Consider the following 24,946-nt stretch of genomic DNA (forward strand, 5'->3'; position numbering starts at 1 on the left):
CCCATACTTGCACCATGGCTAAAACAACTTACACGACGGTCACGGACGTTGCGGTGCTCGGAGTAGATCAGTGGTCGCCCTCCCGAGGAGTCAGCGAAGTCATGCAAGACCTACTTGGACAGCTGGCAACCGCTAGCTCACCTGATCCCACGCATCGACGGGCAGACCGAAGGCGGGGACTCAGGGCCAATGAAAGTAGCAGATGCGGTAAATAAATCACCGTGCAACGGTACGTGGAACAATTCAGGTTCTTAAAACCGGGGGTACGGCTGTGACACATTTATCCAGAGCCCGACGCAAAGGCTCTAGATTCAGATCTTCCCTTGCGATTCTACTTGTCTCGTTCAATTCGTTACCTTGTATAGGCTGCCAAACCAAATACCAACCGGCGGAAAACGCTATTCTCGACCAGTAAGTTCGTTGCACTCTGCCATTTCCTTCACGGAACGGGTGAATGTGGTTGAGCTCGTCGTAGAATTTCGCAAGTGAATCAATGAATTCTTCTTTCTCCAAGTCTTTGAGATGGTTGCGATTCGCCAGCTCGGACATGACATTGTCGATAAGAAAGGGAATGTGAGAACTGGGCGCAAAAAATTGCCCTGAACCCCGCCGCATATTGATGGTCCGGTACTCGCCGGCCCAATCGTAAACATCTTGAAATAGATGCCTGTGGAGGCCTCTTATTTCCCAGGCATCTCGAGTTGGTTCCACTAGTTCATGGTCGCGAAGTTGAACGACACGTGCGTGGAATAGGTCGGCTTCAGCCTTAGCGAGCGCTTGATACGAGTCGGCCCCGACTAAGTTCCTCAGAACTCCATCGGGGCTGGTCAAATATGGATCCTCGATACTACTACTTGAGGCCATATCGTTCCCGGGTAATCCTCACTAGCTCATCTGCAGTGATATCACCCGCAACGTAATTTTTTGATTCTTCAGCATATTCCGAGCTGACGGTTAAACCTTCAAGGTATACGCTGTGAGTGGCTTCTTCCACCCAACCAGATCGCATTTCAAGTGTAGACATGTGCGCTCCTGCAAGTGTTGGTGTCTACTATTCTACCGGCGCCGGGATGCTAATCCAACTAAGACGAGCGGGTTTTCGCCTGAATAACTGAGCCGGAGCTGAGATGAATCCTCGGTGATCGCCTAGTTGGGACTTAACCCTCAGATTGCCGACGGTAGTAGTTATAAAAAATCCCCGGTTGACCAAAGTCAACCGGGGATTTCACCTGTGCGCGAAAGGGGACTTGAACCCCTACCCCCTTGCGAGGACTAGCACCTCAAGCTAGCGCGTCTACCTATTCCGCCACCCGCGCAGGTTATGCGTTGTCTGCGTTGTTATCGCTGGCAACGAAGTAAAACTTTACCACCGTCCGGCGGCGTTTGCCAATCGGGCAGGATTGGCCACCAGGGCTCCAAAATCCGCGGAATCATGCGGGAAACTCGGGTTTGATCAGTAGTTTCGCATTAATTTTCACCGAATCAGTGTTGAGCGTCACAGCAAAACGGCCGATTTCTGGGCTCTGGCGAAGGTTTGCGCCACCCTGTCGCCGTGGTCCAGTTTGTTCTGCCGGATGCGGCTTAGGCCTGCACGATCTCCCGTAGCTGCTCGGCGCCAAGTACCTGATTGAAGATCTCGCCCTCCGGTTCCATCCAGCGGCCGGCGGCAAGATCGGCCAGGCGAACGGGCTCGTAGCCCAGCGCGCTGATCAAAGCCGCGGCGAGCCCGGCGCCTTCGGGATCATCGGTGGCGATCGCGAGCGCGCGTCGTTGTTCGGTCTTTGCCGCTCCGTCGGAGTCCAAATCCCAGTGGCTGATGTGGTTCAGCGCCTTGACGACCCGGGACTCCGGGAAATGCGCGGCGATGGCCTCGGAACTGGATAGCCCGGCCCGCAGGCTGAGTTCGAGCCAGTCGGGCAAGGGCTCGTCCTGCCAGCGGTTTGTCGCATCCAGCAGCACCAGATCCGCCAGGCTGTCCTGCGCCACCTCGTCCAGGTCCTCCTGGGGGACCATGAGGACGACGAGGTCGACGCCCGCACCGATGTCTTGGGCCGGCACCGCCTGGGCCTGCGGAGCATACTGGGCCAGATGGTATTTCATCTGGCCCACGGGCCGTGAGGAGGCGATGTTCACCGCGATGCCGGCCGACGCGGCCGCACGAGCCAAGGCGGTGCCCGCCCGGCCGGCACCCAGGATGCCAATGCGTTCAATTTCTGCCACCGCTGGGTGTGGACTCTGGCCCATATGGATCCTCCTAGCTTCGTACTTGAAGCCTAACCGCAGTTGCCGGGTTGGCGCATGAAAAAGGCCACCGGCCCGAGTATGGAACTCGGGCCGGTGGCCTAGATGGAGATTGGCTAACCGCCGAAGAGCGGAGCGATGTTCTTCCAGAGCTGCTGGAGGCCCAGCGAGATGAACAGCAGCGCGGTAATGCCCAGCGCCGTGTTGGTGTGCCAGCGGTTCGCCCATCCCTTGGGGATGCGCTTGCCGTTGAGCAGGCCCAGCAGGGTGATCGCCAGGAACGGCATGAACAGCGAGCCGAGCACGCCGTAGGCGAGAATCAGCGCGATGGGCTTGTCCAAAAGGAACAGCACCATTGGCGGGAAGGTCAGCCAGAGGACGTAGAACTTGAAGTACTTGCCGCCGGTCAGCGTGTCCTTGTGGCCGGCGGGCTTCTTGCGCATGTGGCCCCAGAAGTCGGCGAACATCAACGATACGCCGTTCCACACGCCAATGATCGAGGAGAACGAGGCGGCCCAGAAGCCCACCAGGAATCCGGTGCCGACGAACGTTCCGTAGCGCTCGTTCAGCACCTCGCCCAGGTCCAGCAGGCCGCGGTCGCCAGCGGAGATCGATACCCCGGCCGAGCGAACGACCTCGGCGCCGACCACGAGCATGGCGAGCACGAAGATGCCGGTCATCACGTAGGCCATCGAGTTGTCGATGCGCATCACGCGCATCCACTTCGGGGTGTTCCAGCCCTTTTCACGCAGCCAGTAGCCATAGGCGGCCAGGGTGATGGTGCCGCCGACGCCGCCGGCCAGAGCCAGGGTGTAGACCACGCCGCCGGACGGGATCATCGGCACCAGGCCCTTGAGCATTTCCGGCACGTTCGGCACGGCGATGATCGCCAAGCCGACGACGGTGACGAACATGATGCCCACGAGGACCGCGGTGACCTTCTCGAAGAAGGAGTAGCGGCCGAACCAGACCATGGCGAAGCCGGCAAGGCCCATCAGCACGGCCCATATCTTGAGGTCCACTGCGGGGAAGAGGGCCGCCAGCGGCATCGCCGCCGAGCTCATCGCGGTGGCGCCGTAAACGAAGCCCCAGAGGATGATGTAGGGACCGAAGTACCAGGTGGTCCAGCGGCCCAGGGACTTCCAGCCCTCGAAGATCGTCCGGCCGGTGGCCAGCGTGTAGCGTCCGGCGCCTTCGACCAGAACGATCTTCAGGATGACGCCCAGGATCACCGCCCACAGCAGGGCGTAGCCGTACTGGCTGCCGGCCACCAGGGTCGCGACCATATCGGCGGCGCCCACACCGGTTGCCGCGACAACCAGTCCGGGGCCGACAATCTTCCATTTTGGTGCTCTGCCGCCGTCGTGGTCGGCGTGCACCGGCGCGCTCTCGGCGCCCGGTTGATGCTGTTCGGCCATGAATGAAGTCCTTAAAGTTTTTGCTCGTATCCGGTGCGAGTACCGGGATGCCTCGGACCAGCGGGTGTGAGCAAGAATCGACGTTGATCTTCATCACTGCCACTAGAGAGACAGATCTAATGTATGGGTGATGCGCGACATAACCAAGGCGTGCGCCAACTCTTAAGTGAATCTTAGGAAAGCAGCGGGCCGGCAAGCCGCCGAAACCAGCTGATAAAGTGCTTCACAGTGCGTGGTGCACCAAGATTTGAAAGGACGTGGCCTTGCAGCTGCTCATCGTCGAGGATGACGACGCCGTCTCCACGGCCCTTGCCGACGCCGTCGCAGCTGCCGGGCACACCGCCGAATGCGTCACCCGCGGGGAGGACGCGTTGCTGCGGCACCGCGAGGCGGACATGATCCTGCTGGACCTCGGCCTGCCGGATATGGATGGGCTGGAGGTGCTGCGCAAGCTGCGCCTGGTGACCACCACCCCGGTGGTGATCCTCAGCGCCCGCAACGACGAACGCAGCGTGGTGCGCGGGTTGCGCCAAGGCGCCGACGACTATCTGGTCAAGCCGATCGGGTTGACGGTGCTGCTCGCGCGCATCGAGGCGGTGGCCCGCCGGTCGCGGATGAGCTCACCGGTCAGCGCCCTGCTGCAGGTAGGGGAGCTGGGCATCGACCTGGACAAACGCGAGGCCCGGTTGGGGGCGCGGGCGCTGAACCTGACCGCCAAGGAATTCGACCTGCTCGCGCTGCTGGCCAAGCATGCCGGCTCGGTGGTCACCCGGGAGCAGATCCTTGATGCCCTCTGGGGAGATGCCTTCGTAGCCGTTTCCCGCTCGCTGGACGTGCACCTGACCGGATTGCGCGCCAAGCTCGAGCGTCCCGGAATGATCATCAACGTCCGCGGTGTCGGCTACCGCCTCGAGGCAAACCTCCAATGAGATTGCGCGTCATCGCCATTCTGGGATCGCTGCTGGCCCTGCTGGTCGTGATCGTCTCCGCGGTGCTGATGCAGAGCGCGAGCGTGGATGCGGCCCAGGAGCTGCGGCTGAGCCGCGAAGCGTCGCTGAATAGATTCATCCAGTTGGGCGCCCAGGCCGAAGCCGAGGCCGAGCACGGCAAGCTGCAGCTGGAAATGGACACCTATTCCAAGCTCTATGACGAGGCTCTGCTGGTGCGCCTGGGCACCGAAACGCTGACCTCCGGCCAGCTCGATCCCACCAGGCCGGAGGTGGCGCGGGCCTTGGAGAATACCGAGCTGAACCTCGCGCATACCGACATCCCCGCGATCAACCCCTTCGCCACCGGCAATGCGCTGATCGCGCGCCCTTTCGGCAATTCCACCCAGGTGCTCGGCTCGGCGCTGCTGGAAGTCAACCTCGACATCTCCCGCCGGTTGGTGCTGCAGCGATGGATCTGGGTGGTGCTGTTGAGCATCGCGGCCGGGGCGGGGCTGCTGCTGCTCGCGGACCGGGTCACCGCCTGGGTGCTCAAGCCGATCCACCGGCTCAATGAAGCGACCAAGGAACTGGCCAAGACGAAGACCTCGACCCCCTTGGAAGCCGCCGGGCCTCCGGAGCTGCGCGAATTGGCGCATTCCTTCAGCAAGATGTCCGATGCGATGACCGCGAGCCTGGCCCAGCAGCGGGAGCTGATTGCCGAAACCTCGCACCAGCTGCGCAATCCCGTGGCGGCGCTGCGCCTGCGGGTGGATCTGCTGAAGCTGCGCCTCCCAGCGGCTGCGGATCCGCAGGCGGTGCAGGCCGTGGAGAAGGAACTGCACCGGGTGGAGTCGCTGCTGGACGCGGTGCTCCGGCTGGCCAGCGCGGATCATCGGCTCTCCGAGCAGGCGGCGGACCGCACCCCGGCTGCCCGCACGGCGGAGGTCGAAACGGTCAAGGTGCGCGAACTGCTGATCGAGGAAATCGAGCGGCAGTCTTCGGCGGCCCGGCAAAGCGGCACCGAGCTGCTGCTGGAATCCGGGAACGAACCGGAGGTCCTGCTGGCCTGCAACGAGTTCGAGCTGCAGCAGATGCTCGCCGAACTCTATGAGAACTGCCTGAAATATGCCGCCGGGACGCCGATCGAAACCACCCTGCGGGCCACGCCTGAACTCGTCGAGATCAGCATCCGCGACCACGGCCCCGGGCTGAGCGAAGCACAGCTAGCGCAGGTGTCCGAGCGGTTCTGGCGCGCGGACCCGGCCGGGGCGACCCCCGGCACCGGGTTGGGCATGGCGATCGTGGAGCGCCTGGCCCGCGCCAACGCCGGAGAGCTGCGCATCGCGGCGGCCGAAGGCGGAGGGCTGTGCTTCAGCCTGCTGATGCCACGCGGCCAGGCGCCGAGCGGGGGTGGCCAAGGTGGCTGAGCACGGGAACCCGAGCCGGCGCCGCGTGCTGCGCTGGGCCGGGCTGGGCGCCCTGGGCCTGCCGGCGCTGGCCTCCTGCACCAGGGGCGCGCTGATCGAGCGGCTGGATGTGGCCGGCGGCGAAAGCGGGGGCATGTACTTTGAATTCGCCAACCTGCTCGCCGCGGCCCTGGTCCGCTACGGCATCGCCGCGCACTCGGAAGCCCTGGTGACCGAGGCGAGCGTCGAAAACCTCGAGCTGCTGGAGAACGGGAAGGCCGGGCTCTCGCTGGCGCTGGCGGACACCGTGGCCCAGCACGAGCGCTCCGCGGATTCCTCGCTGGTCGCGCTGGGCCGGGTCTACCAGAACTACTACCACTGCATCGTGCGCCGCGGGAGCCGGATCCGCTCGCTGGCGGACCTCTCCGGCCAGCGGCTGGGCACCGGGGCGCCGGGGTCGGGCACCTGGGTGACCGGGCAGCGCATCCTGTCCGCCGCCGGGCTGGACGAGGAGGGAACCCAGCCCAGAGAACGCCAACTGGGCTATGTGGCCGGACTGCAGGCCCTGGAAGCAGGGGAGATCGATGCGCTCCTGCTTTTCGGCGGCATCCCGGTCAGCTCCATCACGGCGTTGGGGCGGACTATGCAGCTCCGGCTGATCGATCTGGCGGGGGTGCTGCCGGCCTTGCGCGCGGAGCATCCGCGGCTCTACGAGCATGTGATCATCCCGCGTCATACCTATCCGGGGGTGGCCGAGGTGGACACCGTGGGCGTGGCGAACCTGCTGATGGCCAACGCCGCGCTGCCGGCCCCGGTGGCGGCGGGAATCGTGGAGCTCTTGGTGGACCATGCGCGCGAACTGATCCCGCGCAATAGCGCCGGCATCCAATACCTCACCCCCGATACGCTGATCTCCACCGGCGGGCAGCGGCTGCATCCGGCGGCCGCAACCACCTACCGCAGGCTCCATGGCTAGCGCGGCCAACGCGCCATGGGCCGTGGGGAACTAGGGTGGATAGCAACCGAGGCCGCCACCGCGAACAGAGGATCCAAAGATGCCGAGCACGCACGCCTATGAGCTCATGCAAGAAGAAGTGGTGCAGATCTGCCGCAAGCTGATCAGCATCGACACCACCAACTTCGGCGAGAACAACAGCCGCGGCGAACGCGAGGCCGCCGACTACATCGCGGGGCTGTTCGCCGAGGTCGGCCTGGCCTCGACAATCCACGAATCCGCGCCGGGACGCGCGAACCTGATCGCCAGGATCCCCGGCAGCGACCCGAGCCTGCCGGCGCTGGTGGTGCATGGGCACCTGGACGTGGTCCCGGCGATCGCCGCGGACTGGTCCGTGGACCCCTTCGGCGCCGAGCTCATCGACGGCATGATCTGGGGCCGCGGGGCGGTGGACATGAAGGGCATGGACGCGATGATCGTCGCGGTGATCCGGCGGCTGATGCGCGAGCGGATCAGCCCGCGCCGGGATCTGGTCATCGCCTTCTTCGCCGACGAGGAGGCCGGCAGCGACTGGGGCTCGATGTGGATGGTGGAGCAGCATCCGGAGGTCTTCGCCGGGGCCGGGGAAGCGATCAGCGAGGTCGGCGGATTCTCCACCGAGATCGCCGGGCAACGCGCCTACCTGGTGCAAACCGCGGAGAAGGGCATCGCCTGGATCAAGCTCGCCGCGCACGGGGTGGCCGGACACGGCTCGCAGCTCAATCCGCGCAACGCGGTGACGGCCCTGGCCGCCGCGGTGGCCCGGATCGGTGAATACCAGTGGCCACTGTCCTACACGAAAACCACCCGCGCGCTCTTCGAGGAGCTGGCGGTCATCTGCGGCACCGAATTCGACGAAGCGAACCCCGCACCGCTGCTGCAGGCCTTGGGGGATACCAGCCGCTTCGTCGGCGCCACCCTGCAGAACACCTCAAACCCCTCGGTGCTCAAGGCCGGCTACAAGCACAATGTGCTGCCCGGCTATGCCGAGGCGCTGATCGATTGCCGCACCCTGCCCATGGAGCACGAATCCACCATCGAGAAACTGCGCGAGCTGGCCGGCGAGCACGTGGAGCTCACGCTGCTCCAAGACCAGCAGTCGCTGGAGGTGCCCTTTGGCGGCGAGCTGGTCGATTCGATGGTGCAGGCGCTGGTGGCCGAGGACCCCGAGGCGGTGGTCCTGCCCTACATGCTCTCCGGCGGCACCGACAATAAGGCGCTGGCGAAGCTGGGGATCACCGGCTACGGTTTTGCCCCCTTGCAGCTGCCCAAGGATCTTGATTTCACCGGAATGTTCCACGGAGTTGACGAGCGGGTGCCGATCTCGGCGCTGCAGTTCGGAACCCGCGTCCTTGACCGACTATTGCGCAACTACTAGGAGTAGCCAACGTGCCTATCGAACAGATCCTCAGCGATGAGCTGCTGTCCCGCTTCCGCGAACGCGCCGGCGGCTATGATGCCGCCAATGCCTTTGCCACGGAGGACTTCGAGGAATTAGCGGCCCTGGGCTATCTCAAGGCCCTGGTGCCCGAATCCTCCGGCGGTTTGGGCTGGAGCTTCGAGCAGCTGGTGCTGGCCCAACGCCGGCTGGCCACCGCCGCGCCGGGCACCGCCCTGGCGATCAATATGCACCAGGTCTGGGCCGGCGTCGCCTATCTGCTCGCCGCCCGGGGGGACGCGCGCCTTCAGATGGTCACCGAGTGGATCGCCGCCGGGGAGATAATGGCCTTCGGGATCTCCGAACCCGGAAACGACTCGGTGCTCTTCGATTCGAACACCGCGGCGAGAACCCTGGCCGATGGGTCCGTCAGCTTCACCGGCACGAAGATCTTCACCTCGCTGTCCCCGGCTTTCACCCGGCTTGGCGTATTCGGCAAGGACGAGGCCAGCGGGGAACTGGTGCACGGGTTCGTCCCCCGCGGCGCCGGGGTCCGCTCGCTGGAGGACTGGGATACCTTGGGCATGCGCGCCAGCCAGTCGCACACCACCAAATTGGAAGGCGCGGTGGCCCCGGCCAGCTGGGTGCACACCCGGCTTGAGGTGGGACCGAACGCAGACCCGCTGGTCTTCGGAATCTTCGCCTCGTTCCTCACGCTCACCGCGAGCGTATATGTCGGGATCGCCGAACGCGCCGTGGAGCTTTCGCAGGCGGCGCTGCGCAAACGCACGCACCAGGACGGGGGCAGCTACACCCAGGACGTGCGCGCCAGGGGAGTGCTGGCCCAAGCCGGAATGCGCCTGCTCAGCCTGGACGCCCTGCAGCGCACCGTCGCCGCGGATCTGGAAGGACAGATAGATCACGGGCCGGGCTGGTTCCCGCGCCTGGTCACGCTGCGCACCCTCGCCGGGCAGAGCGCACGCGACAACGTCGAGGCCGCCGGGCAGCTGCTCGGCGGCGGCGGATATTTCCGCGGCAGCGAATTCGAGCGGCTCTATCGCGACGTGCAAGCCAGCTGGTATCACCCATCCAATGCGGCCTCGGCGGAGAATACCGTGGCCAGCTGGCTGGTGGGTCCCTTAGAGCCCTGAGCGATCCAAGGTGCTGACCACCCGGATCACCTTGCGGCGCAGCCAATATTTGCTCGCGCCGCCCTCGTAGCGCAAGGTGCGCATCAGCTCCCATTTGCCGTTATCCGAATGCTCGCGCAAGGCAGCCCGCGCCACCTGCTTGGATTCTGCAGGGAACGCGGTGATCACCAGATACTCGTAACGGTCGTCATTATCCAAGTGCCGCGGAGCCTTGATTAATTCCTGAAGCATTACACCCCTATCGAAAGAATGATTTCGGTTGTAGCGTGTGACTCATGAGCACCGAACCGAGCTACGCCCTGCAACTGCTGATCTCACGCCTCGAGCAGCACCTGACGGTAGTTTCCCAGAGCCGCGGGTCGGCCGACGCCGCGGTCGATGCCGCCTTCGGCTCGCTCGCCGAAGCGTTCGAGAGCTATGAGGATGCACTCTACGAGCAATATTCCGAACTTCTTCCGTTTACCATACCTACGGATGACGACGATGACGAGTGAGTACGGCCACGGTTTGAATTTCCTTGCGAAAGCCGTGTAATCACCGATAAGCCCCTCGAAATGACGTAGTGTCAAGGGGTGAATTGGTTTGAAGCAGCTTTCCTCGGATTAATCCAGGGCCTGACAGAGTTCTTGCCCATCTCCTCATCGGCCCACTTGCGCATCGTGGGCGAGCTCTTGCCCAACGCGCAAGATCCCGGTGCGGCCTTTACCGCGATCACCCAATTGGGGACCGAAACCGCGGTGGTCGTCTTCTTCTGGCGTGACATCGTGCGGATTATCGGCGCCTGGTTCCGGGCGATCACCGGCAAGATCCCGCATTCGGACCCGGACGCCAAAATGGGTTGGCTGATTATCGTCGGTTCCCTGCCGATCGCCATCCTGGGGCTCCTGCTCGAAGACTATATCGACTCGAACTTCCGTTCGCTGTGGATCGTGGCGACCATGCTGGTGCTCTTCGGCCTGTTCCTGGCCATCGCGGACCACTACGGCAAGCAGGAACGCACGCTGGATACGCTCACCGTCAAGCACGGCGTGTTCTACGGCCTAGCCCAGGCGATGGCGCTGATCCCCGGCGTGTCGCGCTCCGGCGGCACGATCACCGCCGGGTTGCTCATGGGCTATACCCGTGAGGCCGCCGCCCGCTATTCCTTCCTGCTGGCCATCCCGGCGGTGTACGCCTCGGGACTGTACAAGCTGGCCAAATCCTTCTCCGAGCCCGGGGTCTACTCGCTGGCGCAGACCGGATTGGCCACCGCGATAGCCTTCGTCGTCGGCTTCTTGATCGTGGGCTGGTTCCTGAAGTACGTCTCCACCCACTCCTACCGGCTCTTCGTCTGGTACCGGATCCTCTTGGGCCTGGGATTGTTCGTATTCCTGAGCCTCGGAATGATCAGCGCCTAAAACTCTTTGCCGGCGCGGGAATAAACCTTGCGCTCGTTGACTTGCCCTTAAAGGAAGATCGTCTATACATCTGCGAAAGGATGTACTCAGTGCTCGCGTGGAAGTCTCCGCAAGTGCCGCATGTAGTTGGCTCCGCACCTATTCTGGAGGTCTTCGACACCTCCAGCGGAACCAAGCAGGCCACCGCTCCGGCCGATAAGGCCAACGCCCCGGCAAGCATGTATGTCTGCGGGATCACCCCGTACGACGCCACCCATATGGGACACGCCGCCACCTACGTCACCTTCGACTTGCTGCACCGCACCTGGCTGGATAACGGCCGCGAGGTCACCTACACGCAGAACATCACCGACGTGGATGACCCGCTGCTCGAGCGCGCCACCGCCACCGGGGTCGACTGGCAGGATCTCGCCGAAGACCAGATTCAGCTCTTCCGCGAGGATATGGAAGCGCTGAACGTGATTCCGCCGCAGCACTACATCGGCGCGGTCGAATCCGTGCACTGGCTGGTTCCGGTGGTCGAGCGGCTGCTCGCCGCTGACCTGGCCTACCGGGTGCCGGCGGACGCCGACGGGGTGGAAGGGGATATCTACTTCGATACCCTGGGCTCGGAGAACGGCGCCTGGAAGCTTGGCCAGGTCTCCAACTACGACCGCGAGACGATGCTCGGATTCTTCGCCGAACGCGGCGGGGACCCGGACCGCACGGGCAAGCGCGACCCCTTGGATCCGCTGCTCTGGCGCATGGCCCGCGAGGGCGAACCCTCCTGGGCGGGCGGCGAGCTGGGCACCGGGCGCCCGGGCTGGCATATCGAGTGTTCGGTGATCGCGCGCAGGACCCTTCCGGCCCCGTTCACCGTGCAGGGCGGCGGATCGGATCTGATCTTCCCGCACCACGAATTCTCCGCGGCGCACGCCGCAGCCGATGACCAGACCGCATTGGCCCAGGCCTATGTGCACACCGGCATGGTGGGCCTGGACGGCGAGAAGATGAGCAAGTCCCTGGGCAACCTGGTGCTCGTCTCCAAGCTGCGCGCCGCCGGCGTGGAACCGGTCGCCATCCGCGCGGTGCTGCTCTCGCAGCACTACCGGACGAACTGGTCCTGGACCGAGCAGCTGCTCGCCCAAGCCCAGGAACGCGTGGCTACCTGGCGGGAGCGGATCACCGGGGTCGGGCTGGCCGAAGCCACCGCGCTGCTGACCCGGATCCGCTCGCGCATGGCCGATGACCTCAACGCCCCTGCGGCCTTGGAAGCCATCGACCAGTGGGCCGCCACCGCGGCCGAAGGCAGCGGGGAAGGCAGCGAGCTGCTGGCCCGCGGAATCGATTCCCTGCTGGGGCTGAAGCTCTAGCGGCAGCCTGGCTCCCCACAAACCGGTCCGCGACGTTCGGCACCGGCTTGTGGGGAGTTTTTTATGCCCGAAGAATCAGATCTCGAAGTCCGGGCCGTGCTCTTCGCCGCGGGCGCGTCCCCGGCGGCGCAGGTAGCGTTCGAATTCGCGGGCGATGGATTCGCCGCTGGCCTCGGGAAGTTCGCTGGCATCCGAGGCCTGCTCGAGCTGCTGCACGTATTTGGCGACCTCCGGATCCGCGGCCGAGAGCTCGTCCACCCCGCGCGTCCAGGCGCCGGCATCCTCGCGGAGCTTCTGCGAGGAAACCTGCATCGGAACCAGCTCCTCGATCATCTCCACGATCGCCAGTTCCACCCGCGGGCTGGGCGCTTGGGCCACATAGTGCGAGAGCTGCGCCCAGAGCGACATGGTGGGAATGCCGTGTTTCTCGAATTCGGCCCCGAGCACCGCAGGAATCCCGGTGGGCCCCTCATAGCGGGAGGCCGAAAGCTTGAAGTACTCCTGCAACTTCGGATGATCGCTGTTGAGCACCGTGGGCACCGGCCGGGTGTGCGGCACATCGGCCAATAAGGCGCCCAGGGAGAGCACCACATGGACGTTTTCCGCCTTGGCGTGCTTCACGATCTGCGCGCAGAATCCCTGCCACCTAAAGGTCGGCTCCACCCCGACCACGAGCAGCAGATCCGCCGGGGCGAGCGGATTGTCCAACCGGTAGAGCTCGGTGGTCGGCCACTCGATGATCCGGCCTTCCGCGGTCACCCGCGACTGCGGCCGGGTGAACTGGTAGTCGTAGTAGTCGTCCTCGCCCACGGTGGCCAGATGCTTCGGGGCGCCGCTGTTCAGGATGCGGCGCACCGCGTCGCTGGCGGCCGAACCGGCGTCGTTCCAGCCCTCGAAGGCCGAAATCAGGACGGTGGGACGCATCTCATGTTCGGTTTGCGCAACGAAGCCGTTCAGCGTTGGTGCGTGGTATTCCTCGCTCATGACTTGCCCCTCTCCAGCCTGCGCACCGCCCCGGCAGACGCGACGAAGCGGTTTAGCCCCACTCTTCCATCTAGAATGGAGTCATGCCAAGCACCAAATCAGCGTTCGATGCAAAAGTTCCATCCCCTGGCCCCCACGCGGTGCTCTGGGATATGGACGGTACCCTCATCGACACCGAACCCTATTGGATCGCCGCGGAGATGGAACTGGTCAAATCCCATGGCGGAAGCTGGAGCGAGGAGCAGGCGTTCAACCTGGTCGGCCAGGCACTGCCCAACGGGGCGAAAATCCTCCAGGAGGCCGGGGTGGACCTGGGCGTCCGGGAGATCATCGATCACCTCTCGGGCCAGGTTGTCGCCGGCCTGACCAGTGACGTGCCCTGGCGGCCCGGCGCCCTTGAACTGCTCAGCGCACTGCATCGGGAGGGAATTCCGCAGGCGCTGGTGACCATGAGCGAGCGCAGCATCGTTCACGAGCTGATGGCGGCGCTGCCCGAAGGGATCTTCACCGCCAGCGTCACCGGCGAAGAGGTCACCCACGGCAAGCCGGACCCCGAACCCTACCGGCGCGGATTGGCGTTGCTCGGCGAGCGGCTCGGCCGCAGGTTCGACCCCGCACGCTGCATCGGCTTCGAGGATTCCAAGCCCGGAATCACCTCGGCCGCCGCGGCGGGACTGCACGCGGTGCTGATCCCCAACGCGACGGACCCCGGCGTGGGGAACTGGCGGCGTATCGATACGCTGGTGGACATAAATCTCAAGACGATGACCGATTGGCTGGTGCAGGTTAACGCGTGAGCGAAGCTACTGAAAAAGCCCCGGGGCTGAAACTTGGCCGCATCGGCGGGGTGCCGGTGTACCTGTCGAATTCCTGGTTCATCATCACCGCGGTGATCACCGTGGCCATCGGCCTGCAACTGTCGAATAATGCGCTGATCCCGCCGCTGGTGGCCTACCTGCTGGGTTTTGCCTGCGCCGTGGTGATCGCGCTGGCCGTGCTCGTGCACGAGGTGTCCCACGCGTTGACCGCCCGCGCCTTCAAATGGCCCGACGCGCATATTGTGCTGACCCTGATGGGCGGGCACACCCAATTCGGCTCCTTCAAGGCCAAGCCCGGGGCCTCACTCGCGGTGGCCATGGCCGGGCCGCTGTCGAATTTTGTGCTCGCCGGGCTCGCCTGGTTGGCGCTGCAGCTGCCGAACCTCGGGTTGTATCCGGGCTTGCTGCTGAACTTCTTCGTCTACGCGAACCTGCTGCTCGGCGCGTTCAACGCCCTGCCCGGCTTGCCCTTGGACGGCGGCCGGCTGGTGGAGTCCGCGGTCTGGAAGCTGACCGGCTCCCAGTTCAAGGGAACGATCGCCGCCTCCTGGGTGGGCCGTTTCATCGTCATCGGCGTCCTGGCCTGGTTCATCGTGGTGCCGTTCCTCAAGGGCGAGCAACCGCAGCTGCTGACCATGGTGGTCGGGGTGATGGTGGCGGTCTTCATGTGGCAGGCGACCACGGCGCTGATCAACCACGCCAAGATGATGCTGAACCTGCCCAAGGTGATCGCCGGGGACCTGATGTCCCCGGCCAGCGCGATGATGTCGGTGGCCACGGTGGCCGACGTGCTCACCCGCAGGCGGAACCGCGGCGGTCAGATCATCCTGGTCGACCCGCAGGGCATGCCCTGCGGCGTGGTCGACGAGCAGGCGCTGAGCCGGGTGGACCCGGCCTCGGCCGCGCAGGTGTCCGCGCTGGCGGTATCCCGCGCTCTGGGCCGCGGCGCCGTCGTAGCCCAGGACTCCGACGGCCGCCAGCTCATCGACTACCTGGCCAGCGTGAGCACCGCAGAGTACGCGGTCATCGATGCGCGCGGCACCGTGGTGGGTCTGCTGCACCAACGCAAGATCATCGCGGCCGTCACCGGCCGCAAAGCCTAAAAGCTCTACAACAAAGGAAAACTCAGTGAGTGCTCAGAACACCGCAGCGCCGCATGGCGCGAATGCCCGGCGCGGACCCTTCCGCGTCGGAGACCGCGTCCAGCTGACCGACCAGAAGCGCCGGATCAACACCATCACCCTGGAGGACGGCGGAGAATTCCACACCCACCAGGGAGTGCTGGGACATGACGCGATCATCGGGGCGCTGGAAGGCAGCGTGATCGAAAACGTCGAAGGCGTGCGCTACCAGGTGCTGCGTCCGCTGGCGAAGGACTTCGTGCTGTCCATGCCGCGCGGCGCGGCCGTGGTCTACCCCAAGGATGCCGCGCAGATCATCCAGTTCGGCGACATCTTCCCCGGTGCGCGCGTGGTGGAGGCCGGTGTGGGTTCCGGAGCGCTGTCGATCTCGCTGTTGCGCGCGGTCGGCGACCAGGGCTACCTGCACTCCTATGAGCGCCGCGAAGAATTTGCGGATATCGCCCGCGGCAATATCTCCACGGTCTTCGGCGGTGAGCACCCGGCCTGGCATTTGTCCATCGGCGACTTCCAGGAGAAGGTGCTCGAGCTGGAGGAACCGGGCAGCGTGGACCGCGTGGTGCTGGACATGCTTTCGCCTTGGGAATGCCTGGACGCGGTAGCGACAGTGCTGGCTCCGGGCGGGGTGTGGACCAACTATGTGGCCACCGTGACCCAGATGTCCCGCGTGGTGGAGGCGATTCGCGCCTCGGGTCAGTTCACCGAGCCCGAATGCTTCGAAACCATGGTGCGCGGCTGGCACGTCGATGGCCTGGCGGTCCGCCCGGATCACCGCATGGTGGCGCACACCGCATTCTTGATCACCGCCCGCCGCCTGGCCGACGCCCAGGACGGCATCCCGAAGGCCAAGCGCATCAAGGAGCACGGCTACTCGGCCGAGGACCTGAACGCCTGGACACGGGAGCATGACAAGGAGCAGTGGACCGAAACCGCGCTTGGCGAACGCGGTATTTCGCCGAAGAAGCTGCGTCGTGCCGCCAAGGACGCCAACCGTCCGAACCGGATCCGCGAAGGCGAAAACGTCTCAGATACCGAGAACTAGCGTTTCAATATGTGAACTAAAGCCCCGGGAAATTCAATCCCGGGGCTTTACGTTCATAGGATGGACTCAGAACGACCCGCACAGCCAGCACCAGTAGCTGGCCACGCGTGGCGAACGGCGAGGTTTGGGAGAATACAACGTGAGCGAAAACAACGAGGCGCAACGCGTCGCCGAACGGCTTCAGATGACCGAACGCCAGGTCAACGTGCTGCGCGAGAAGAACCGCAACCTGGACAAGCAGCTTGCCGGGATCAGCGGAAACAACCAGCGCCTCGTGGCCCTGTTGGAGCAGACTCGCGAACAGATCATCAACCTCAAATCCGCGCTGGAAAAAGACGGCGATACCCCGTTCAGCCACGGCACCATCGTGGCCAAGCACCCACGCAAGCATCCCGAAGCAGGCCTGGGCATCGAAACCACCGCCGCGCAGACGGTGGATGTGATCCACTCCGGACGCAAGATGCGTGTGGCCATCAGCCCGCTGCTGGATTTCGCCAAGCTGCACGTTGGCCAGCAGGTGCTGCTCAACGAGGCGCTGGTGGTCGTTGCGGGCCTGGGCTACGAGCAGTCCGGCGACCTGGTCACGATCAAGGAAATCCTCGAAGACCACCAGGCGGTGGTGATGGCGCGCGGCGATGACCAGCGAGTCATCGAATTCGCCGAGCCGCTGCGCGGGGAACACCTGCGCGTCGGGGACCAGCTCACCATCGATGCCCGCACCGGTCTGGCGGTCAACCGGGTGCAGCTGACCGATATGCAGTCGCTGGTGCTCGAAGAGGTGCCGGATATCGACTATTCCGATATCGGCGGCCTGAATTCGCAGATCGAAGCGATCCAAGACTCGGTGGAGCTGCCTTTTGCCCACCCCGAGCTCTACCGCGAACACGGGCTGAGCGCACCGAAAGGCATCCTGCTCTACGGCCCTCCGGGCTGCGGCAAGACGCTGATCGCCAAGGCCGTGGCCAATTCCCTGGCCCAGCGCGCCGCGGCCCGCAAGGGCACCGGCCAGGCGAGAAGCTACTTCCTGAATATCAAGGGTCCGGAACTGCTCGATAAGTATGTGGGCGAAACCGAACGGCATATCCGGCTGATTTTCGCCCGAGCCCGGGAGAAGGCGCTGCACGGGGACCCGGTGGTGGTGTTCTTCGACGAGATGGAATCCCTCTTCCGCACCCGCGGGTCCGGGCTGTCCTCGGATGTCGAAACCACCATCGTGCCGCAGCTGCTGGCCGAAATCGACGGGGTGGAACGCCTGGATAACGTGATCGTCATCGGCGCGTCCAACCGCGAGGACATGATCGACCCGGCGATCCTCCGCCCGGGACGCTTGGATGTCAAGATCAAGATCCGCCGCCCCGACGCGCGAGGGGCCAGCGAAATCTTCGGCAAATACCTGACCACCGAGCTGCCGCTGCACGAATCCGAGGTGGCCGCCGACTCCGGGGACGCCCAAGAGACCGTGGACCGGATGATCGCCGGCACCGTAGCGGCCATGTACTCCACCGAGCAGTTCAACGAATTCTTGGAGGTCACCTACGTCAACGGCCAGGTGGAGGTGCTCTACTTCAAGGACTTCTCCTCCGGCGCGGTCATCCACAATGTGGTGGACCGGGCCAAGAAGCATGCGATCAAGGCGCTGATCACCAGCGGCGAACGCGGGCTGAAGATGGAATACCTGCTGCGCGCGGTGCGCGAGGAATTCGCCGAGCACGAGGATATGCCAAATACCACCAACCCGGATGACTGGGCGCGGATCTCCGGGCGCAAGGGCGAGCGGATCAGCCACATCCGTTCGCTGGTCAAGGCGAAGGACGCCTCATGAGCGCCCGGCGCCTGGTCGGCCTGGAAACCGAATACGGGATCATTCGACCCGCGATGCCGCAAGCCAACTCGACGGTGCTCTCGGCGCAGATCGTCGACGCCTACGCCCAGCTGGTGCGCGACTCCGGCTCCGATGCCCGGGCCGCGCGCTGGGACTACTCCGATGAATCGCCGCTGGCCGATGCGCGCGGGCATTCGATGGATCGCGCCCTTGCGCATCCGAGCCAGCTGACCGACTCCGAGCCCGCGCTGGGGGACTCCGCGGTCTGGACGGCCGAATCGATCGCGCTGGACGGCAACGACGCCCGCGTCGGTGCCACGCTGTACCAGGAGAAGGACGCCACCGATGTGGTGATGAACATGGTGCTCGGCAACGGCGCGCGGCTCTACGTGGATCACGCGCACCCCGAATATTCCAGCCCCGAGGTCACCTCGCCGCGCGCCGCGGTGCTCTGGGACCATGCCGGGGACGAGGTGATGCGCCGGGCTGCGGCTAGCGCCGCAACGCTGGGCAGCGGCGAACTGCTGCTCTACAAGAACAACACGGACAACAAATCCGTCTCCTATGGTTCGCACGAAAACTATCTGGTGCCACGCGAGGTGGAATTCTCCGCGCTGGTCAGCGGGCTGACCGCCTTCTTCGCGACGCGGCAGATCTTCTGCGGCGCCGGACGCGTGGGCCGCGGCATGCTCGGGCGCGGCGCCGAATTCCAGATCTCCCAGCGCGCCGACTTCTTCGAGGCCGAGGTGGGCCTGGAAACCACCATCAACCGCCCGATCATCAATACCCGCGACGAACCGCACGCCAACTGGGACAAGTACCGCCGGCTGCACGTGATCATCGGGGACGCGAACCTCGGACAGATTTCCACGCTGCTGCGCGTGGGCACCACCAATCTGGTGCTCAGCCTCATCGAAGCGGGAATGTCCCCGAAGCTCGAGCTGGCGGACCCGGTGGCCGCGCTGCAGCAGATCAGCCACGACCCCACGCTGCGCGCCACGGTGGCGCTGCGCGGCGGCCGCAGTCTCACTGCAATTCAGATCCAGCGCAGCTACCTGGAGGCCGCCGAAAGCTTCTGCGCGCAGCGGGATCTGCAAGATCCGGATACCAACGAGATCCTTCGCCGCTGGCGCGACATCCTGGACACGCTCGAAAGGGATCCGCTGGAAGCGGCCGCGCAGGTCGATTGGGTGGCGAAGTACAAGCTGATGAAGTCCTTCACCGAACGGCACTCGGTGGGCTTCGACGATGCCCGGGTGGCCCTGATGGATCTGCAATGGGCGGATCTTCGCCTGGACAAGGGCCTGTACTACCGGATGGCTTCGCGGGGCCTGATCGAAACCATCTTCAGCCAAGCAGAAATCAACGCCGCGGTGGATCATCCGCCCGAGGATACCCGCGCCTACCTGCGCGGCATGACGCTGCAGCGCTATGCGCCATATGTGGTGGCCGCGAACTGGGACGCGCTGTCCTTCTCGGTGCCCGGCGCCCGCAAGGTCAGCCGATTCCACATGCCCGAGCCGCTGGCCGGCAGCCGGGCGCAGGTGGGGGAGCTCTTCGACGCCGAACTGGAAATCGCCGAGTTCATCGAGCAGTTGGCACGACGGCGCTAAACGGCGCAGAATGAAAACCAGAGGCGCGCAAAAACGTGGCGTTTCGACAGACTTTAGGAGAAGACCATGACCCAGGAAAATTTCTCGGCTCGCCGCGAAACCCAAGCGCAAGCGCTCGAAGCCGAGCAGGTGCAGGCGAACACGACCGGCACCAGCGCAGGCGTCGATGACCTGCTCGATGAAATCGACTCGGTGCTCGAGTCGAATGCCGAAGAGTTCGTGCGTGGATTCGTCCAAAAGGGTGGCCAGTAACCCGCGGGTGCAGCAGGTAACCGTTGCCTATGGGCAACATCATTGAGGGGAAGTAACTTCTGGTGGATCGCAGAATCTTCGGTCTGGAGACCGAGTTTGGGCTGAATTACGTGCCGTCCGACGGGCGGCGGCTCACCCCGGAAGACGCGGCACGGCACCTTTTCCGGCCGGTCGTCGCTTGGGGGCGTAGCTCCAACGTGTTCCTGAACAACGGTTCGCGGCTCTATCTCGACGTCGGTTCCCATCCGGAATACGCCACCGCCGAATGCGATCAGCTCCTGCAGCTGATCGCCCATGACCGGGCGGGGGAGGCGGTGATGCTCGATTTGGTCGAGCAGGCCGAGGAGCAGCTGCTCGAAGAAGGCCACGAGGGCCGTTTGTTCCTGTTCAAGAACAACGTGGACTCGGCCGGCAACTCCTACGGCTGCCACGAGAACTACTTGATTCCACGCAAAATCGAGTTCAAGCGGCTCGCCGACATGCTCATTCCATTCTTGGTCACCCGCCAGCTGCTCTGCGGTGCCGGGCATCTGGTGCAGGTTCAGGACCAAACCAAATTTGTGTTCTCCCAGCGTGCGGACCATATGTGGGAGGGCGTCTCCTCGGCGACCACCCGTTCGAGGCCGATTATCAACACCCGCGACGAACCGCATGCCGATGCCGAATACCATCGCCGCCTGCATGTCATCGTGGGGGATTCCTCGATGAGCGAAACCACGCAGCTGCTGAAGATCGGGGCCACCGACCTGGTCTTGCGGCTGATCGAGTCGGGGGAGATCTACCATGATCTGCGCCTGGAAAATCCGATCCGCTCGATCCGCAGCATCTCCCATGAATTCACCGGCCAAACGGTGGTGCGTTTGATGTCCGGCGACGAGCCGACGGCCTTGCAATTGCAGTGGAAGATCCTGGAACTGGTCAAGGCGTTTGTGGCCCGCCATGGGGCACACCACGACCAGGTCGAACGGGTTCTCGAATTGTGGGAGCAGGTGCTCGTCGCCATCGAAAGCCAGGACTTCTCGCCGATCGACCAGGATATCGACTGGGCGATCAAGCACAAGCTGATCACCGGATATGCGAAGAAGAACGACTTGGCACTGGATTCGCCTCGGATCGCGCAGCTGAACCTGACCTATCACGACATCGACCCGAACCGCGGGCTCTTCCATCTGTTGCGCCGCCGCGGACTGGCCAGTTCGGTGCTTGATCCGGCGATGATCCACGACGCGGTGGAGAACCCGCCGGCCACCACCCGTGCGGCTCTGCGCAGCAAATTCATTCGCGCCGCGCGCGCCACCGGCCGGCGCTACTCAACCGACTGGGTCCATATGAAGTATGAGGAAGGCGAGGGCGGGGTCGTGTTGTGCAAGGATCCCTTTGCCACCTCTAATTCGGCGGTTGATGAGCTCATTGATGTGATGCGCCGCCCCGTATGACCAGCTGAAAACAAGTATTTTCACAGTAAATACCCCTAAGCTAGATGCAGATCGTCGCGCGCCCTTGCTTCGGCAAGATGCGTCAGCAGAACAAATAATTCTTATCGGAAAGAAGATTCGTGCGAAAAGTTTTGGCAGTATGTGCAACCGCGTCCGTCTTGGCCCTCGTCTCCTGTGGTTCGGGCTCCAGCTCCGTGAGCAAGGTCGAGGTGAAGCCAGCCGCAGACGAGCAGACCGCGCCCGAGGTTAATTTCAAGGCTCCGCTGCTTACCGAGAAGGAAGAGGCAGTCACCGTCGTCGAGGGTGATGGTCCCGATATCAAAGATGGCGACACCATCGACATCCAGTCGGGCCTCTACAAGACCATCGATGGGCAGCTGACCAACGAAAACTTCACTGGCGCCACCACGCAGATGCCGGTGGACGCCACGCTTAAAGAGCAGATGCCTGAACTCTATGAGACCCTGCTGACCTCGCAGGTCGGGGACTGGATCGCCTACGCGGCCATCGACGGAGTGCAGCAGCCCGATGGCAGCATCGCCGAGCCTGCCGAGGGCGCTCGCGCCGAACGCCTGATCGTCATCAAGATCGCCGACTCCGTCGGTGCCAGCAAGCCGCTGACCCAGGACGAGGTCAAGAAGCTGAAGGACGACGGGAAACTGCCAACCGTAAAGACCGGCAAGGGCGACCCGATCATCACCATCCCTAAGGACACCGAAGCACCCGAGGGCCTCGTAGTGGATGTCCTCGAAGAGGGCACCGGTCCGGAAGCCACCGAAACCGCCAGCGCCAACGTCCACTACCATGGCGTGCGTTGGGAAGACGGCAAGAAGTTCGACGGAAACTTCGGCGACGACAAGGGCTTTGACATGAAGATGTCCGGCGGCGTGATCGAGGGCTGGCTCGAAGGCCTGAAGGGCCTGAAGGAAGGCAGCAAGGTCTTGCTGACCATCCCGTCGAATATGGCCTACGGTGACGACGCTTCCTCCGGACGTCCAACCGGACCGCTGGTGTTCTACGTAGAATTAGACAAGGTAACCGAAAGCAAGTAACAGAAAGGCCGTAAACATGTCCTTTGGAGAACGTAATTACGACCGCACCAAGCCTGAAATCGACTTTCCAGGTACCGACGCGCCCACCGAGCTGGTCATCACCGACCTGATCGAGGGCGACGGCGCCGAGGTCACCCCGGGCACCACCGTCCAGGCACACTATGTAGGCGTTTCCTGGTCCACGGGCGAAGAGTTCGACGCGTCCTGGAACCGTGGTTCGACCCTCGACTTCCCAGTGGGCGTCGGCATGGTCATCCAGGGTTGGGACCAGGGCCTGTTGGGCATGAAGGTCGGCGGTCGCCGCCGTCTGGAGATCCCTTCCGAGTTGGCCTACGGCGAACGCGGCGCACCGGGCGCCATCGCGCCGAACGAAGCCTTGATCTTCGTGGTTGACCTGATGGGCACCAAATAATTCATTGAAGAAAGCCCCAAGAGTTGCGTACATTTTCGCAATTCTTGGGGCTTTCCTCGTCTTCAAAGTCTTAGATCGGCGCGGAAGTTCGTTAGGGTAGGCACGTGAGCACAAAGCAGAGTGACGGACCCAGCAAGGCGGAACGCCTGACAAGTCTCATCTACGCGTTGGCGACTACCGAACGGAAGTTCAATGCCGAACGCATCGGAGACTATCTGAACCCCGGTGGCAATCCGGAGGCCCGTGAAAAGGCCATCGAACGGTTGAAGGACGAGATCCGCAACGAGTTCGGGCTGCGGCTGATCTCCGAAAGCGTCGACGGGACGGCGTACTACCGGATCGATACCAGCGACTGGTTCTTGCCCGCAGTGGACTTCACTGTCGCCGAAACCGGGATGATCGCCCTTGCGGCGAGCCTCTGGAAGGATTCGAAACTCCAAGCTCTCGCGCTCAACGCCGCCGCGCGCATCACCGGCAAGCAGAGCACCGAGCTGAGCATCGCACCTTATGCCGCGGCGATGCTCCCGCGGCTGTCCATGGACGACCCAAATTTCAAGAGCTGTGCGCTGGCGGTCTTCAACAGGAAAACGCTGAAGTTCGATTACCAGGACGCCCAGGGAAACACGACCAAGCGCGTCGTGGATATGTGGGGGATCGGCCAACGATTCGGCAACTGGTACTTCACCGGCTGGGACCACTCGCGCGCCGCGCAGCGCGTTTTCAGGCTCAACCGCGTGCAGGGAAACTTTGCCACCCAGGTACGTCGCGACGGTGCCTCCAGCGGGGATTACCGGGCACGCCCAGAAGATTTTTCGATGACTCGGGTGCTCCAGGATTTTGACCTGCGCAACCCCGGGCATCTTGCGGTCATCGAACTGCTCGACGAGCGGGCCACTCCGCTGCGGGCCCGTGCGATCAACGGGACGCGCAGCTCCGCGACGCTCAATATCGGATACGCCGACCGGCATTCCTTTGCGGCCGAGCTAGCCAGCTTCGGGGCGTCCATCAGGGTCCTGGAACCAGCGCAACTGGTTTCCCAGGTGGCGGAAATCCTCCGCCGGGCTCGTGCGGCGCAGGCCGATATTCCCACGCGGCCGGCGGTGAAGAGCGCAAAGTTCACGCCGCACCGTGCCATGGGACGAAGCTCAACCGCCCAGCAGGTGATGCGGAATATCGACATGATCCAGTTCGTGGTCTCCCAAGGCTCGGCGACGATCGGCGAGTTGTGCGAACGCTACTCGTTGACGCAGGCGAAGGTTCGCGACGAGCTGGCGATGATCATGATGTGCGGGGTGCCAAATGGCCAGCACGATGAACTGATCAACGTAAACGATGGCGATCTGGATTCGGATGTAGTCACCATCTCCAACGCGGCCCTCCTTGCCGAACCGCAAAAGCTTGCCCCGCTGGAGGCCGTGGCGGTGCTGGGCGGCTTGAACGCCTTAGGCAGCATCCCGGAATTTGAGCACCGCGAAGTGCTGCAGACCGCGTTGGAGAAGATCAATGCCGCGGTGGCACGCTTCGAGGGCTGGAATGGCGCCTTGGGCTTTGCCTTGAACCAGGTCCGCGAGCATGACATTCCGGGCCAGCTGATCCAGGCGCTGCGCCACGCTGACGTCGTGGAAATCGACTACTATTCGGCGAATTCGCAAACCCACCAGTTGCGCGTCATTGAACCCTTGCGGATCATCGAAGACGGTCCGGTCCAGTACCTGCGTGCGTGGTGCCGTACCCGCGAGGCAATCCTCACCTTCCGGGTTGACCGCGTGCTCGAAGTCACGCTCACCGGGGAGCGCTTTGAACTCACCGAGCGCCATCGGGATGTCGAGAAGCTGGATTTCAGCTATTCGGCAAACAGCGATGATCTAGAAGTTGAATTTTTCGTGCATCAAGACGTTCTGCCGGTGATCGAGGCATTCAACCCGGTAGCATGGTCTCAATCCAAGGTTGACTCGGGCCATCTTGCGAAAGTGCAGCTATCGGACCATCTCGTTGCGGCCCCTTGGGTAGCCCGCAACGGCGGTAAGATTGCTGTAGTCGCCCCTGACGCTACACGCGAACGCGTGACTAAGTGGTTGGACGACGCTATCAGAATGTATGAGGATTGATA

At 63.7% G+C, this 24,946-nt stretch carries 24 protein-coding genes and 1 tRNA gene; 18 read left to right on the forward strand and 7 right to left on the reverse strand.

Annotated elements, in window-relative coordinates; all coding sequences use genetic code 11:
• Positions 1-243 precede the first annotated feature (243 nt).
• The 5 genes from CQ017_RS18530 to CQ017_RS00695 form a co-directional block, all read right to left on the reverse strand.
• Positions 244-864, reverse strand: a complete 621-nt coding sequence (locus CQ017_RS18530) for a Fic family protein (RefSeq protein ID WP_105552100.1) — start codon at positions 862-864, stop codon at positions 244-246.
• Positions 851-1,024 (reverse strand): antitoxin VbhA family protein, encoded by a 174-nt coding sequence (locus CQ017_RS18000; RefSeq protein WP_176484109.1) that lies wholly within the window; start codon positions 1,022-1,024, stop codon positions 851-853. The genes CQ017_RS18530 and CQ017_RS18000 overlap by 14 nt, the downstream gene beginning before the upstream one ends.
• A gap of 208 nt (positions 1,025-1,232) precedes the next feature.
• Positions 1,233-1,316 (reverse strand) — tRNA-Leu (locus CQ017_RS00685).
• Positions 1,317-1,581: 265 nt separating this feature from the next.
• On the reverse strand, positions 1,582-2,244 hold the full coding sequence (locus CQ017_RS00690) for an NADPH-dependent F420 reductase (RefSeq protein WP_105552101.1): 663 nt from the start codon (positions 2,242-2,244) through the stop codon (positions 1,582-1,584).
• Positions 2,245-2,357: 113 nt separating this feature from the next.
• Positions 2,358-3,659 (reverse strand): Nramp family divalent metal transporter, encoded by a 1,302-nt coding sequence (locus tag CQ017_RS00695; protein ID WP_105552102.1) that lies wholly within the window; start codon positions 3,657-3,659, stop codon positions 2,358-2,360.
• 263 nt (positions 3,660-3,922) lie between these two features.
• Between CQ017_RS00695 and CQ017_RS00700 the strand changes: the two genes are divergently transcribed.
• The 5 genes from CQ017_RS00700 to CQ017_RS00720 all read left to right on the forward strand — a co-directional run bounded on the left by CQ017_RS00700 (position 3,923) and on the right by CQ017_RS00720 (position 9,517).
• Complete coding sequence (locus CQ017_RS00700) at positions 3,923-4,588, forward strand: response regulator transcription factor (protein ID WP_105552482.1); 666 nt, start codon at positions 3,923-3,925, stop codon at positions 4,586-4,588.
• Positions 4,585-6,015, forward strand: a complete 1,431-nt coding sequence (locus CQ017_RS00705) for a HAMP domain-containing sensor histidine kinase (RefSeq protein WP_105552103.1) — start codon at positions 4,585-4,587, stop codon at positions 6,013-6,015. The genes CQ017_RS00700 and CQ017_RS00705 overlap by 4 nt, the downstream gene beginning before the upstream one ends.
• Positions 6,008-6,970: a TAXI family TRAP transporter solute-binding subunit gene (locus CQ017_RS00710; RefSeq protein ID WP_258133440.1), complete on the forward strand. Its 963-nt coding sequence runs from the start codon at positions 6,008-6,010 to the stop codon at positions 6,968-6,970. Before CQ017_RS00705 ends, CQ017_RS00710 begins: the two co-directional genes overlap by 8 nt.
• 79 nt (positions 6,971-7,049) lie before the next feature.
• Complete coding sequence (locus CQ017_RS00715; RefSeq protein WP_096284405.1) at positions 7,050-8,366, forward strand: M20/M25/M40 family metallo-hydrolase; 1,317 nt, start codon at positions 7,050-7,052, stop codon at positions 8,364-8,366.
• 11 nt (positions 8,367-8,377) lie between these two features.
• On the forward strand, positions 8,378-9,517 hold the full coding sequence (locus CQ017_RS00720) for an acyl-CoA dehydrogenase family protein (protein ID WP_105552104.1): 1,140 nt from the start codon (positions 8,378-8,380) through the stop codon (positions 9,515-9,517).
• Here CQ017_RS00720 and CQ017_RS00725 read toward each other — a convergent pair.
• Positions 9,506-9,748, reverse strand: coding sequence for a DUF5703 family protein (locus tag CQ017_RS00725; RefSeq protein WP_105552105.1), 243 nt, complete (start codon positions 9,746-9,748; stop codon positions 9,506-9,508). The genes CQ017_RS00720 and CQ017_RS00725 overlap by 12 nt on opposite strands.
• Before the next feature lie 44 nt (positions 9,749-9,792).
• Between CQ017_RS00725 and CQ017_RS00730 the strand changes: the two genes are divergently transcribed.
• The 3 genes from CQ017_RS00730 (at position 9,793) to mshC (ending at position 12,266) form a co-directional block, all read left to right on the forward strand.
• A complete protein-coding gene (locus CQ017_RS00730; RefSeq protein ID WP_096284411.1) occupies positions 9,793-10,011 on the forward strand; it encodes a hypothetical protein in 219 nt (72 codons plus the stop codon).
• A 78-nt stretch (positions 10,012-10,089) separates the two neighbouring features.
• Positions 10,090-10,914 (forward strand): undecaprenyl-diphosphate phosphatase, encoded by an 825-nt coding sequence (locus tag CQ017_RS00735; RefSeq protein ID WP_105552106.1) that lies wholly within the window; start codon positions 10,090-10,092, stop codon positions 10,912-10,914.
• An 89-nt stretch (positions 10,915-11,003) separates the two neighbouring features.
• A complete protein-coding gene (gene mshC / locus CQ017_RS00740; RefSeq protein WP_181150478.1) occupies positions 11,004-12,266 on the forward strand; it encodes a cysteine--1-D-myo-inosityl 2-amino-2-deoxy-alpha-D-glucopyranoside ligase in 1,263 nt (420 codons plus the stop codon).
• 75 nt (positions 12,267-12,341) lie between these two features.
• On the opposite strand, the gene CQ017_RS00745 is transcribed toward mshC, so the two are convergent.
• Positions 12,342-13,250, reverse strand: coding sequence for a proteasome assembly chaperone family protein (locus CQ017_RS00745; RefSeq protein WP_096284418.1), 909 nt, complete (start codon positions 13,248-13,250; stop codon positions 12,342-12,344).
• An 83-nt stretch (positions 13,251-13,333) separates the two neighbouring features.
• Here CQ017_RS00745 and CQ017_RS00750 point away from each other — a divergent pair, with 83 nt between their 5' ends.
• From CQ017_RS00750 to CQ017_RS00795, 10 genes are all read left to right on the forward strand, one after another.
• Positions 13,334-14,047, forward strand: coding sequence for an HAD family phosphatase (locus CQ017_RS00750; RefSeq protein WP_105552108.1), 714 nt, complete (start codon positions 13,334-13,336; stop codon positions 14,045-14,047).
• The gene (locus tag CQ017_RS00755; RefSeq protein ID WP_105552109.1) at positions 14,044-15,171 is read left to right on the forward strand and encodes a site-2 protease family protein; all 1,128 of its coding nucleotides are present in this window, start codon (positions 14,044-14,046) and stop codon (positions 15,169-15,171) included. Before CQ017_RS00750 ends, CQ017_RS00755 begins: the two co-directional genes overlap by 4 nt.
• A 25-nt stretch (positions 15,172-15,196) precedes the next feature.
• Complete coding sequence (locus CQ017_RS00760; RefSeq protein WP_255248365.1) at positions 15,197-16,249, forward strand: tRNA (adenine-N1)-methyltransferase; 1,053 nt, start codon at positions 15,197-15,199, stop codon at positions 16,247-16,249.
• Between the two features lie 184 nt (positions 16,250-16,433).
• Complete coding sequence (gene arc, locus CQ017_RS00765) at positions 16,434-18,071, forward strand: proteasome ATPase (RefSeq protein ID WP_105552484.1); 1,638 nt, start codon at positions 16,434-16,436, stop codon at positions 18,069-18,071.
• Complete coding sequence (gene dop, locus CQ017_RS00770) at positions 18,068-19,684, forward strand: depupylase/deamidase Dop (RefSeq protein WP_105552110.1); 1,617 nt, start codon at positions 18,068-18,070, stop codon at positions 19,682-19,684. The genes arc and dop overlap by 4 nt, the downstream gene beginning before the upstream one ends.
• A gap of 66 nt (positions 19,685-19,750) precedes the next feature.
• Complete coding sequence (locus CQ017_RS00775; protein ID WP_096284431.1) at positions 19,751-19,936, forward strand: ubiquitin-like protein Pup; 186 nt, start codon at positions 19,751-19,753, stop codon at positions 19,934-19,936.
• 62 nt (positions 19,937-19,998) lie between these two features.
• Positions 19,999-21,372: a Pup--protein ligase gene (gene pafA / locus CQ017_RS00780; RefSeq protein ID WP_105552111.1), complete on the forward strand. Its 1,374-nt coding sequence runs from the start codon at positions 19,999-20,001 to the stop codon at positions 21,370-21,372.
• 194 nt (positions 21,373-21,566) lie between these two features.
• Complete coding sequence (locus CQ017_RS00785) at positions 21,567-22,424, forward strand: FKBP-type peptidyl-prolyl cis-trans isomerase (protein ID WP_146112398.1); 858 nt, start codon at positions 21,567-21,569, stop codon at positions 22,422-22,424.
• A 16-nt stretch (positions 22,425-22,440) separates the two neighbouring features.
• Positions 22,441-22,836 carry an FKBP-type peptidyl-prolyl cis-trans isomerase gene (locus tag CQ017_RS00790; RefSeq protein ID WP_096284437.1) on the forward strand — a complete coding sequence of 132 codons (396 nt, stop codon included), beginning with the start codon at positions 22,441-22,443 and terminating at the stop codon, positions 22,834-22,836.
• A 104-nt stretch (positions 22,837-22,940) separates the two neighbouring features.
• Positions 22,941-24,944, forward strand: coding sequence for a YafY family protein (locus CQ017_RS00795; RefSeq protein ID WP_105552113.1), 2,004 nt, complete (start codon positions 22,941-22,943; stop codon positions 24,942-24,944).
• The last annotated feature ends 2 nt before the right edge of the window (positions 24,945-24,946 follow it).

Origin of the sequence: Arthrobacter sp. MYb224, from assembly GCF_002975455.1 — a bacterium.
GTDB lineage: Bacteria > Actinomycetota > Actinomycetes > Actinomycetales > Micrococcaceae > Glutamicibacter.